A 14031-nucleotide genomic window follows, 5' to 3' on the forward strand; every position below is an offset into this window, starting at 1 on the left:
TTAATAATTTAATTCAATTTTTTTAAGGGGTGATTTTACTCCAGATGTAAATACAGCTTGAAGTATATATGTGTATTTTGTATTGATTAAAAGATTTTTATCTCTAAATTTTTTAGTTTTAGATTTAAATACTTTATACATCGTTGGTCTTTTTCCTTCACTTGCTTTGTACAAAACAAACTCACTAACATTTACTTGTTTATAATTCCAATTTAACTGAATAAATTTTTGCTCTCTATTCACTTCACCAGTAAATTTATCAATACTTGGTTTCGATAAATTATCTAACACTTTTATTTTCAAAGGAGTTACTGGCTCTGATTCAAGTCCTGAATTATCAACTGTTAGTATAGTATATAAGTATGTTTTACTAGCTATACCTGTAGCATCTACATATTTATTTTGTGGTAGAGGTAACTCTGCTATTAATTGCCATTGTAAACCTACTCCGTGTTCTTTTCTATATAACATAGTAACCTTAGCATCTTTACTTGTACTTGTTATCCAGTTCAAATTTACTTTTCCTTTATCTGTTTTAAATGAAGAAAATACTGGAGATGTTGGTGGTACTATGTCTGGTCGATCTAATTCTAAAACATCTGAGAAACCTGATGGATTATATCTTTTATCAAAAGATTGAATTTTATAATAGATTTTTTTGTTTAGTGTTTTAATATTTACTGTATCAATAAAATTGCTAAAAGGGGTTGGCTCAAAAGTAATTTGAGTAAATTCATCAGTTTTTAAATTAGCCTTGAATATTCTATACCCTAAAAAATCAACTTCAGTATTTTGTTTCCAGTTTAATTTTACAACACCTAAAGAATCTATTGTACCACTTAATAAAGTTGGAGTAGCAGGAGGAGTACTATCATCAGGCTGCACCATTTTAGGAAAAGATTCCCTTCTACTTCCGTCATAACCAATACCTACTATTTTATAATAACTGATTGGTTGTAATCTTGATAATCTTATGGTTCTTTGATTTTTTACAATCTGTTTCTTTACAGTCAAATAAACCCCTTTAGGTTTATTTGCTCTTACTAATTCAAATGATTTTAGTGTATTTATTCCTTCTGAAGGAAACTTCCAATTTAAAATAACATCTCCGTTATCTTGAAAAGATAAATCCGTAAGAAAAGGTGTATGTACTAATGGTGTTATTCCTTTACCAGCTACTATATTTGAGTAAGGCCCTTGAATTCCAAAAGGTGAAATTCCTTTTATTCTATACTTGTACTCTTTATTATTCTGGAAAAGACTATCTACATACATCATTCTATTTGACGGATTCTTTTCTCGTTCTCCCATATTCACTATTGGAGTACTAGATAAGCTTTTAAATTTTTCACCTCCATTATCTGACTTTTCAATAATATAATTAGTATAATATCTTTTTAGTATTGCAAAATTCCAACTTAAAATGGCTGTTTTATTTTTAAAAACTCCAACAAATTCTTGTGGCTTGGGTAATGGTTTATAATCCATTAATCCTAAAAAAACTCCCCCAGATTTAATTTTATATTTTTTCTCTTTTGGTAATACTACTTTAATTGAATATAGATAACGTTCATTTGCTTTAACTGAAGTATCAATAAATGCTAATCCAGAAAACTTAGCGACTTCAAAATCCTGATCTGCTGCATATAAAGCAAATGTAAATCGTTGTTCAAAAGCTTGGGCTTGATTAATTATACTTATAACTCCATTACCTCCTTCATTCATGTTTACATCAAACTGTTCACCATATAAAGCTTGGGCTGCAATTGCTGCATTGTTATTTTTTTCTGTAAACTCTTTCCATTCCATCATAGGTTTTGGTTTTAGAGGTACAGTTACAAGCTGTTTTACTTCAGGATTAGGTAAAACTTGTTTATCTCTAACAATGGTTTTTCTCTCAATAGTATATCCATATTTGTTAGCATATTTCCATGCTGTAGGTGTTGTAACTCCCCAACGTAACATGATACTTTTTTTCGTTGCTGTAGCGATTACTTTTACTTCTGGCAATTGATTACCGATAGCTTTTTGAGCAATCATATTGATATTAACCAATAATAGTGCGACTATTAATAGGCTATTGATTTTCTTATTCATTTAAAGGGTTTGTGTACTTTACTAAATTTTTTCTACTTGTTTGAACTTGGCCTGGTAAAACGTACTTAAATGTTGTTTTATATTTTCCTCTTCTCATATAAGGAAAAGCTTCTGTTACAATTTTTCTGTACTGTGGATTATTTTGCCATGGTAAATTTGAATTTACTAGTTGGTAACTCAAATCTTCAAAATCTTGAAGGTAATAGTGAGTAACATTATATCTATAAGGATTGTATTGATTAATTTCACCAGTATAATCATTCTCTAAATATGTTAAATACCACGTCATAGGTTCAACCCCTTCAACTGGTGGAACTCCTACTTTATTTGTTTCTCTATTTACTTCAATTGTACCTGCTAATGGATAACTGTTATATATTAATGGATAAATTTCTTTTCTGTAATAACTATCATCTAATACTGCTCTAGCTACTACAAGTGATTTATTACCCGAATATTGACTTCCTCTTAATTCAACTAAATCAAATGCTTCTTGATTGTCAATCGCTGCTAATAATGTTAATCCATAAGGGTATTGTACATGCTCGTATAAATCTTTATTTTTATTCATATCACGCATTTTATCATAAAAAGTAGCGTATAAACTTGTTCTAAACTTATGTGTTAATAGTTCTCTTTCTCCGTCTTTACTAACACTTCCTTCAGCTTTTCTAGATTTTACATTTACTGTATTTCCAGAATCACTACTTCCTAAATTTTTACTTGTATATTTTTCAGAAACATTACCATCTAAACTACTTCCTTTTGAAACCAACTTAATATTTACATTGTATTCAGTTTGATTTTCCATTCCATTAGGTAAACTATATGATAATTGTTTGCTAGAGGAATTATAAACATATTCTCTCTTCAATACATTTCCGGTAGAAGCTGTCATTATCATTTCTTTTTTCCAGTCTGGAACAGCATCAAACAAGTATGTTTGCCCTCTTTTTAGTTTTATATAAGCATTATTATACTCTTCGATAAAAAAGTTTTTCTGCCCTAAAACAGGATACATATATTCTATATTACTTAAAGGAATTGTTTTAGGTGCATCTCCACTAGTAAAACTCACCTCTTTAGTTTCTAAAGCTGGTTTTCCATCAGATTTGATCACTTGCCAACTATTATTTTTAAACTCCTCAAAATGTAATTGAACAAAAGCTTTTAATTGAGCATGTGGTGGTAAAATTTCATGAGAATAAAATGCAACCACATCATTACGATCATTCCATTTTAACTCTCCTATTATTTTTTCACTACCATTAGTCACAGAAAATTCATCTAATAATATTTTATATTTTCTGTCTCCAGTTTCATCAGGTAATTCAAAAACTTTATTTATCTGTAAATTAAACACTGCTTGTGGGGCAACAAAAACATCAATATCTCCACTACCATCTTTAGGAGTTAAATCACTAATAACAACAATTCCATCAAGCGGACTACCTCCTACAATTTCACATTTTTCTCCAAGTTCAACCTTAAATCTAAATCGTCCTTTTATTAATCCTCCTAATAAATTATACTTACCACCTAAATAACCTCTAAACCAAGCTGGGTTTGGAAGTCTTGCTTGTAATAAAACTGCACCACCCCCACTAATTATTGGGATTTTAGTTTTAGAACCAAATAATTTAAACGTTAATCCTAATTCTCCTTGCAAATATGCATATGCTTGACCGTTTGCATACCAACCATTCATACCAACTGGCTCAGAAGAACCTTTACAGTGTGCATCTCCATAATCTTTAAGCATTATGTCAAAACCAACACCGGCATCAAAACGTGCATAGAAAATTAAAAATGTTAAGTCTCCAGTTGTAACACTTAAACTAGCACCAAATGCTAATCCTTTTCCTGATTCCAATAAATTTAAGTCACGCATGTAATCTAACTCAGAAACATCTAACCCTAAAATATCAGCTACAATAGGCGGTGGTGGTGGACTTCCGGGCAAATTATCACCAACCATGAAGTAACTATCCATCTGTACCTTTAAAATACCAAGGTCAATTTTAATTCCTACTCTATCTTCTGGAGTTCCTATTAATAAATGCCATTCATCAGATGACACATAAAAATCTAACCAACCTGCTCTTCCAGATGGACCTACTCCTTTTATAATTCCGAAATTTATATATACTTCAGATGTTGCTTGAAAAATATCGTTTACAAAATCAAATCCTATAAATACATTCGCAGAAATAGCTCCTGAAGGACTTTGGGCTGGTATTCCTGGATTATCTTTATCTGCTATACCTGATAAATTACTACTCACTTTATCAAAAAAGTCATTTGGTAATGCAGCAATTAACTCTCCAAAACCTTTAAAATAAATTTCTTGTAATCCACCTGACTTTCTAAAAGCCATTCCAAATTCAACTGTTGCATGGAATAAATCTTCTGAGTTTTGTGTTATAATTCCTACAGAAGCTTTCATTCCAAAAGCATTATCTTCATATGGCTCATAAATAACCCCAGAAGTTGAGGCTCCGATTTCTTTAAAGGCGGCATCTTTTACATTTGTATTACCAGCCATCTTCATTCTATTGTAAAAACCTCCTCCAAAAGAATTTAACGCAAAACCTGTAAAGACTGGGATTCCATTTGGTATAGTCACTTGTGCATCAGCAAACCAATATCTAAAAGTTTTCGTTCTTCCAAATAATGCTTTTGCTTCAACTTCTAACTTCATTCCCTTAGAAAACTTAGCTCCTACTGCACCAGCAAAACCAGTTCCATATGTAGGGTCATCTTCAAAAATAAAAATAGCTCCTTTTAATTGCATTCCTGCAACCTCCATTTGTATAAATAGATGTTCTAATTTTACACCATCAAACTTCCATTTATTTCCTTGTTCATCTAATTTACCTTTAATAGCTAATTTAGATGCTCCACCATTAGCTCCGTCTCCTTCAGAAGTAAGATTTATTTCAAAATCGAAAAATAACTCAGCTCTGTTACCTGTAGGAGTTCTTAATCCTATTTCATTTATGGCTATTGGAAAATTAGCAATCTTCAATTTTCCTTTTACCCCAAAATATTCGACGGAAAAATTGGGGGACTCCGTTTGAAGCACCATTTTTTGAAAAGTAATTCCTTCAAAATTTATAACACTTTTAGAAGTATCTTTTGGTGGACTTGATGATTGATTTGGTTTATCCTTTTTAAGTCCAGATGCAAGATTTAATGAACCATTTAGACTCGCTTTGGGTCTAAATTCACCATCTTTAACTTTCATTTCTATATAGGAATCTTTAGTTAAATGTACATTTGCTTTCCATACATTAAACCTAATATCTTTTTCAGTTTTAACAGATAACTTATACTCTCCTGGTTGAAAAACAGCGTTATACTGCAAACTATCTAACTGAGAAACAGGCAATACTAGTTTACCATTAAACTCTCCTCCTCTTAAATTGTTTGTTTCAATATCTAATAAGAAATAATCTAATGAAAAATCCCATCCAGAGGCTGAACCTTCTTTTAACCCAATTACATTTTCTCCAATAAATTTCCCCGTAACTCCTTGTCCATCGATTATTAAATCAGTAGCTCCAAAAGCAACTCTTTTATCACTATTCTTTTTCTTAAATTCAGGAGGTAAAATTACTTTTAATGATTGTACATATACACCTCTCCATAAATTAGGTTCTTCTTTGTAGTATTTATTTAAATAAGAAGCAGGCGTAGCCTCATCGTTTCGTAAATCACTAAAATCAAATACAGCTGTATTTAACTGAAAAGTTGTTCCCTCTAACCCTTTTATTCCAAACTCAGGTAATGATATGTTTACTACCATATCATTCCAATCTGCAATAGATGTTTTAAAATCTGCTTCTACATACCCAATTTTCTTTTTACCATTTTTATCAACTGGATGTAATAAACCATTTGCAAACTTAATGTTTGCATCCAAACCCATTTCTTTAAAACCAGAACAATCAACAATAGCATAGGTACCCGGATTTTCAAAACTTCCTTTTAAGGTTAGTAATACAGAACCTTGATTAAAGTTTACAGTAAATTGTGATATTAGATTTAATTTAGCTTCTCCTACAATTCCTCCTTCATGTGATAACTTCACATCTGAAGCACCTAAAATTAATACTTGATCTCCTCTATCTGGATTTGTACTAGGTAATTCTACCTTTAAAAAAACTGTTAACTCAGTATATGCTGGTTTAAAAACTGCTTTTGCAATACCAACTGTATATTTTACATTACTTATACTTACAGGTTTTATAGCAACTGGAAGTTCACTTAATCCATCTTTTGTTAATACATCAATAAAATTAGCAGACTCTTCAATACTTTTAAACGTATTTTCTGCCATATCTAGCCATTTTTTATTGACTAGAGAATCTACTGTATTAAATTGAAATCCTTGATTTGTAAAACGCTTTTTTACAACTGGTGCTTCTACTTTATCAAATTTTTCTAATGAAGAAAAATTACGAAACATTTTCTTACTAGTAAAATTTAATGGTTTTACTGATTTTTCTTTAGCTACTAAACTATCTTTTTCGTTTTTATCTTTATCAACACTAAATGTAGTATTGGAAAAAAGATTAATACTTATAAATACAACTATTAAAAAACTTAGGGGTAATTTTTTACTCATACTTTTTGGTTGTTGATTTTTTTCTTTTTAAAGCTTTAATTAGGCTCAAATCATTTTTTTTAAATCAATAGAAGAATCATATTCATTTACATGAGTTTGTAATTCTTCAATATTTTTCACTACACAATGAACCTCTTTTTTTATAATTATAAGTCCATCACTCTCAATAGCATCTTTCATTTTTTTTATTTGTTTTAATCCATAAAAATATCCACTTGCTATTTGCAATGAATCCATTATTTCAACAAATTCAATCCAAGTAATTTTATATCTATTTTTTCTTAACATATCTTTCTTATATAAAGTGGATACCAACTTTAAAGTTGTTTTCTTCTAGCACCTGTTATTTTAAAATCTTTTATATCTAAAATCCAATTAGCAAAATCTTCAAACTCATTAGATTTTGAAATCATATGATAATATAATTGAAAATCTCCCAATTCTTCTTCACTTTCTAAATCAACAACTATACCTTGAAAATCAAAAATTGAGTCTTTATATTCTTCACCCCAAAAATGAATAGCTAACAAATTCAAAACTTCTTTACCTTTATTTTTAATTTTATAAAAAGAATCTTTCTCTAAAAATTCCAAAATTCTAGTAATACAAATGTTATCAAAAGACAAACCATATATTTCAAAACTAAAACTTTCTTTAAATGTAATTATTTCAGAAACCCATAACTCATCATAAAAATTAAATACGTACTTACTTTTATTTGTTGAAATCTTAACTTGCTTACTCATTACCTATAATTTTAACTCCATTTGTTAAGTGAAAACAATGGGGGCATCTACACATATTACCCCAATTCCCTTTTCCTTTAACCAAAACTTTTATTTTATATAAATCCTGTCTAGAATTAAATTCTCCAGCTTCTCTTAACTTTTTAATAACTTCATTCATAGCCAAAACTTCTGCATGAGAAGCAGCTTCTCCTGCTGCTATTAATTTATTTTTAGGTACAGCATTATATAATTTTTCATATAACTTACCTCCATTTAACAAATCTTCCCTTATTAAATTCATGTATGCGATATGTTCTTTAATTACTGGATCCAACTCATCAAAATTAAAAGTTTTTTTCTCTGCTGTTGATAAATTGTATTTCACAACTACTTCATTTCCTAGAATATCTGAATAAGCTCCGGACATTACAGGTTTTTTATTAGATAAAGGCTGTTTTTTTTCTTGTTCAATTATTCCTTCTAATATTTTTACTTCATGAGGATCATTATTTTCTAAAATTTTATTTTTAGCTATATCCCATTCAATATTAGGTGCATTAGGGTATGATTTATTCCTAAACAAATCTGAATTAAATTTCCAATATGTGATTAACTCAACATTTGTATCTAACTTTTTTAATGTTACTTCTGAAGCATCTATAAAATCATCAAAAAATCTTAATTTAGTAACCTCATCTAACTTCTCTAACTCACTAACTAAACCTGTAAGACCTAAAGATTCATATTTAGAAATTTTGAACCAATTTTTATACTTATTCCAATCATTTAATGATATATTTTTAGGTTTATAATTTTTATCAACCAAAAACTTTAATTCTTGCGAAAAAGCTCCTTTTAGGTTTCCACTAGCATCAATTAAATCAGTTTTTTTTGTGGGTTTAGTTGCCAATATTATGTCATCTCCCCTATCAATAGCTTTTTTTAACCAAGGTTCATTATATTTAACCCACCAAGTTGAAGGTTCATAATAATTATCTGGTCTATTTAATAAATTCACCCCTCCTTTTACTTCTCCCAAGCCTATATTTTTAAAAGAGCCTAAATCATCAAACAACCCTTTAATATCTGGCATAAATCTTCCTAATATTGTTGAAACTTTATTTTCTGAGAGAAAAATATCTGTACCCCCTATTTTTAAACGCCTTTTAGTAAGGCCTGATAATCTTTGTAATTGTGATGTTTTGGCTAAAAAGTAATTTTTTATAGCTTCTTCACTATTTTTAAACTGTATTTTTATTTTTTCGTAATCCGACGGATTAACTTGCCCAAATGCATGATATTTACCAGAAGTATCTCCTAATAAGATTCTTCCATCATTAACATCAAATTTAATATACAATCCTTCTTTAGTTGTTACATCATATAAATTATTACTTGAACTTGGTATCTCATCTGCAAAAGATTTAGCACTAGTTTTAACTACATTATCATTTAAATCAAACCAAACTTCCATTTGATCAATATTATCCATTGAAAGATCTATCGATTTAGATGTTGTTAACTTATTTATTTTAGAGAGATCATTAGAAACATTAAGTGATTTAGCAGCACTAGACATTCTCTTCAATACTTCTTTTCCTTCAACTATCCTTGAGGCTTCATTAGAGTTAACAGCATCTTTTAAATATTTAATGACAATAGATAATGCATTATCCGCATCATCTGGATAAGCTTTAATGAAAGCTTCCATTTCAGCAGCCGTAAATTTATGTAATGTTTCTACTACTGCCTCAACCTTTTCTTTAGTAGGTAAATCTTTTACCCTATCTACATACGTTTTTGATATATTAAATCTATCTTTTAAACTTTTATTCCTAATAAAAGTCAAATCTCCCATAGATATAATTCCCGTTATTGCAGATAAACTAGATAAAACTTTTCTTGTTTTATCATTTTCTTCATAGTCAGAAACCATTGTTGCAGTTATGGATAAACCACTACTAGCCATGTCAGCAATTAAAAAAGCTTTTCGCATTTTATGCATTGTAGTAGCACCTTTAATTGCAGTAATCGCTCCTCCTGAAGCCAATAAAGATGCTACATCTATAACTGCACTTAATGACTGATCTATTGTTTCTCCAGAAGCAGCATCTGAAGAATATACTACTGATAAGGAAGGTAATGGTACATCCGTTAATCTTGGGTTTCTCATTAATCCTTTAACATTTGATAAATTTGAATTATTAATAAATACAACTAAATCAAATGGTTTTAATTTTATTGCTGGATTAGTATCTGTTTCATACCACCCATATTGTTTATGTTGCCTTATTGAAATCTCTAAATCATCAGAAAACCAATCATAATCTATATCATAACTACTTTGCTTGTCTTTAAAATTTTTATTCCAATGTTCTCCATAAGCAACATCATACAGCAACGTTTTACCTAATGATTTATATATATTATTGTATTCAAGAATAAAAACCCTTTCTCCTAAATTATTGTATGCTTCTTTTAATCTCTCATCATAAAAATCTTTAGAGTTTAACATCATTTCTGTTAAAACTCCCATTAATTTTAAACGGTTCGGGCTACCAGTTTTAAAAAGTAACCAACTAGTTTCATCATCAACGGATTTAAACATTTGCTCAAATAAATATTCTGATGAGTATTTATTTTTCCCTTCTATTCCTATTAATAATTCTTTATAAATATTCGCATTTGAATTTTGTATTAATTTTAAAATAGCTCCTTCAAAATCTCTACTAGGATAATCACTTTCTTGAGTATAATTAAGGTTTACAAACTTTGATATTATTCTTAAAACTGCACTTGAATTTAGTTGTTTAATATCATTTTGGGATGCTAAATTTATAACCTTAGCTATATTATTTACTTTATCTTCTTTAACTTTATCTTCGGGAGTTAACTGATTATATTCTACTATTGATTTAGCCACATCATTTGCTAAATCATTTATATTACTATTTAGAAATCTATAAAAGTCTTCTCCCCACTCTTTTTTACTTTTCGGCAATTCATTCACCAATTCATCTTTGAAATCATAATGCTTATTCTGTAATTCACAAAACTTATTTAATAATTTCCTTTCATATTTAGTACTTAAACTACCTATATTACAGATATTATTCTTATTCCATTTCCCAAAATTATTTGAAATCTGAGTTAAAAATCTAGGGTATAGTGATTTTAGTTCTAAAATTTTATTGTAAATTAAAAAAACATTATCCTGACTTTCATAATTACTATCAATAAACGTCCATTTAATTCCTTCTTCGGTTATTGAATTTTGATTTAATTTAATTGAACTATTGGATATATTTAACTTCTTCTTTTTTAGAATATTTTTATAGTTATATTTAAAATCTAAAATATTAATTACATCTGAATCATTTTTAAAAACTGAATAACCAGAAGCTGTATTCATCTGTAAAATATGGTATCCCGTTTCTTCTAATTTTTCTACCCCAAATAACATTGCTTTATGAATGTTCTTTTCATTAGGCGTAATACCATTACTTTCAACCTTATAGAATGTTCCATCTGATGCTTTATAACCTCTTAATTTATAACCTCCATTACTATCATAAATGTCAGCCATATATTTTTTATCTTCTATTACAAAAGATAATATAGTACCTGGAACAATACTCATAAATTCATCAAACTTTCCTATATCATTCAGCAAACTAGTTCCGTAATAACCATAGTATTTAGTTACCTCTTTTACTTTATTAGGTAATATTAATATCTGTCCTGAAGGTGTAAAGAAACTAAAAGTTTTAGCCTCATCTGTATTTTGCCCAAAATCAAGCTTCTTAAAATAGCCTTGAGTGACATAGTGCTCACCATCCTCGTCCCCTTGGAACCAGTAAATTTTGATACCAGGAGCATGCATCTTTTTCCAATCTAAGTGATTTAAAACAGTACCATTTCCATAGTCCATTAAAGAATTTGTTGCTCCTTGAGGAAACTTATATTCATCCCAAGTATGTTGTAATCCAAAAACTCCATGCCCTAATTCATGAGCAAGTGTCCTTGTTTGTTTTTCAACAGTTTTTGCATTAGCAGTAAACACAAATCCGAATTGCCTTTTTAATGGCATAAATCCTTCTACGTCAGATTTATTTACGGGTACATTAGTTACAAAAACATAATAGGTCTTTTTACTGTAGTAATTTTGCTTTTTGATATAACTATTAAATACAGCTTCTTCATCAGTATAGTGCGATAAAACTGAGCTATCACCTACTTTTAATCTACCATCTTTATCTTTATCCCATCCATAAATTTGCTCTGGTGAAACCTCATCAACCTCTTGAATATTTAATCGTACACCTGCTTTTCTATAGATATCTTTTACTTGCTCTTTTACTTTAGAATCTACTTCACTAATCCCAACAGGTACTAAAGTTATATTTATAGTTTCTAATTTATCAGATGCTAAATGTGTTAGTATTACACTACCCGCAACATCAAACTTATCATCTTTATTTTTGATAACTGCAAAAATTTCTTCATCTGCATAATGGTACTTTCTTTTAAGTTTTAACTTTGCAATGTCACCATTCCAACTAGTAACTTCTATTTTAGCCCCATCTTTAGTTTTAAAAACAAGATCTTCTTTTTTTACGTCACTATCATTAATAGTTACCTTAGCATTTATAAAGTCATCTCCATTAGTATCAGATATAGCTTTATACGCTACTTTATATTTACTACCGCTTTTATCTAAAACCTTATATTCTTTTTCAAACTTAGTCGAAGTTCCATTAGGTAATTCATCAAAATGATAGTATCCAGAGTTTTCAAAGACAACTGACACTCCAGAAGCAGTAATAGAATTTACATTACCACTCGAATCTAAACCATTGGTATTTGTATCTGTCACAGCACCTCCTTCTGCTCCTTCTTGTTGAGTAACTGTTCCATCTTCTCCTACAGACCAAACATCTCCATTTGAGCTAATAATATCAACATCATCGTCTCCAGGTATTACTGCGGTTTCCCCGTTAGTCCCGGTAACTACAATAGCACCGTTAGCATCTATTTCTATTGAATCTACAATAAAATCAACAGTAACAGAGTCTTCAAGTACACCATTATCACCGTTAACACCTTCTGAAATATTAACATCTACATCAACCGTCATTGAAGCTCCTTCTCCAAACTCTGGATCATATAACGTTACAATTTCTCCTTCTGCTAATTGATTAGAAGAATTCACCAAAATATTACTAAATGTAACACCGAATTTTGCGAATTTTAAATAAGGAATCGCTACAAAACCTTTTCCTGAAATCACACCATTTGCTTGGCCTTGCATTTCAGTAATTGTTACTTTAAAATCTCCAGCTGTTATTTGATCTCCAATATTTAACCCTGGGTGTGGTTCTCTATTACTAATAGCAACTGCATCTGGTACAATACCACACTGATAATTCGCATCTTCATTTTGAATGATATCTGTTGAAACTCTTTGCAAATCAGAATACTCACTGTATTGATATGCACACTTACCTTTTACTTTATATTCATAGGTTGTTCCAGGCTTTAATCCCCAAATTGTTGCCCAACCACTATTGGTTCTTTTAGTAAACCAATGAGCATCTTGCTTATCAGCTTCTCTATATGCTATAATAAACTCAGAATGTATTGTTGGATCTTGATTCCAAAATACATTTATTTTAGATGTTCCTTTAGCCTCTGCATTTACATCTTCAGGAATTTGACAGGGAGCTGTTCTTGAAAACCAAAAAACTTCACTATATCCTTGATTTTTAAAAAGCCCTATTTCTTCTAATCCTTGTAATGCTTTCGCTCGTACTCTCCATGCATACCTCTTTCCTGGTAATAATAACGGTTTATCTGGTCCGTATACTAAAGTAGTTGTTCTGGTAGTTGTTTCATAGATTGGAGCCTGTGATAAAAATGCTGTTCTAGGATCAATATGATTATCCCATACCTCAACTAATGCAAACTCATATTCAACATTACTAACATTTATATGTCTTGGCGTCCATTGAAAAACAATATTTTCAAAATCTTGAGGTTCAATATTTGCCTTATTAAAAGGTAAATTTAATATTGGAGGTTCGTTTTTAAAGATAAAAACAGTAGCGCATTTTTTACTTGACAATTTTGCTCCTGATAAATAATCATATACTTCAAAACAAAAATTATAACTTCCCTCTGGTATTGTTTGAGCATAAGTTGCTGTATTTATACCTTCTATATTCTCATATTTATAGTAAGGAGCTAACTCTTGATTTCTTAAAGTTAAAGGAACTCCACCTTCTAAATACAAGTTCTCAGCACCTAATACAAAATCTTTACTTCTAAATTGTATATTTCCTCCTTCAAAATAGGTTCGTAAACGAATTTGCCTATTACTAACAGTTATATCATTTAAAAATATTTGAACAGTTATAGGACTATTTAAACTTGTTTCATCTGCATAATTATAAAAATTCACTGGAGCAGGCGCACTAACTCTTGGTACTATAGTTACTGGATACTGTTGTGAATATAAATTAGCTACAAGTGAAAATAATGCAAAGATTAGGGGTAATATTCTTTTCATACAATAGG

Annotated in this window: 5 protein-coding genes; all 5 read right to left on the reverse strand. The window is 29.7% G+C overall.

The annotated features are described in order from the left end of the window. From BLV71_RS15375 to BLV71_RS15395, 5 genes are read right to left on the reverse strand one after another with little or no spacing between them, the layout of a single operon-like run. Nucleotides 1-2097, reverse strand: a complete 2097-nt coding sequence (locus tag BLV71_RS15375; protein WP_143032801.1) for a fibronectin type III domain-containing protein — start codon at nt 2095-2097, stop codon at nt 1-3. Continuing rightward, a complete protein-coding gene (locus BLV71_RS15380) occupies nt 2090-6727 on the reverse strand; it encodes a hypothetical protein (protein WP_093871402.1) in 4638 nt (1545 codons plus the stop codon). The genes BLV71_RS15375 and BLV71_RS15380 overlap by 8 nt, the downstream gene beginning before the upstream one ends. 45 nt (nt 6728-6772) lie before the next feature. Next, a complete protein-coding gene (locus BLV71_RS15385; RefSeq protein ID WP_093871403.1) occupies nt 6773-7015 on the reverse strand; it encodes a hypothetical protein in 243 nt (80 codons plus the stop codon). Between the two features lie 29 nt (nt 7016-7044). Next, nucleotides 7045-7473 carry a hypothetical protein gene (locus BLV71_RS15390; RefSeq protein ID WP_093871404.1) on the reverse strand — a complete coding sequence of 143 codons (429 nt, stop codon included), beginning with the start codon at nt 7471-7473 and terminating at the stop codon, nt 7045-7047. After that, on the reverse strand, nt 7466-14023 hold the full coding sequence (locus tag BLV71_RS15395) for a fibronectin type III domain-containing protein (RefSeq protein ID WP_093871405.1): 6558 nt from the start codon (nt 14021-14023) through the stop codon (nt 7466-7468). Before BLV71_RS15395 ends, BLV71_RS15390 begins: the two co-directional genes overlap by 8 nt. Nucleotides 14024-14031: the final 8 nt, after the last annotated feature.

It is taken from the genome of Tenacibaculum sp. MAR_2010_89 (assembly GCF_900105985.1).
GTDB classification, from domain to species: Bacteria; Bacteroidota; Bacteroidia; order Flavobacteriales; family Flavobacteriaceae; genus Polaribacter; species Polaribacter halocynthiae.

Bases quoted from the DNA above. Each gene is read 5' to 3' on its own strand.
- BLV71_RS15380 (WP_093871402.1), bottom strand. From the start codon at position 6,727: ATGAGTAAAAAATTACCCCTAAGTTTTTTAATAGTTGTATTTATAAGT.
- BLV71_RS15390 (WP_093871404.1), bottom strand. From the start codon at position 7,473: ATGAGTAAGCAAGTTAAGATTTCAACAAATAAAAGTAAGTACGTATTT.
- BLV71_RS15385 (WP_093871403.1), bottom strand. From the start codon at position 7,015: ATGTTAAGAAAAAATAGATATAAAATTACTTGGATTGAATTTGTTGAA.
- BLV71_RS15395 (WP_093871405.1), bottom strand. From the start codon at position 14,023: ATGAAAAGAATATTACCCCTAATCTTTGCATTATTTTCACTTGTAGCT.
- BLV71_RS15375 (WP_143032801.1), bottom strand. From the start codon at position 2,097: ATGAATAAGAAAATCAATAGCCTATTAATAGTCGCACTATTATTGGTT.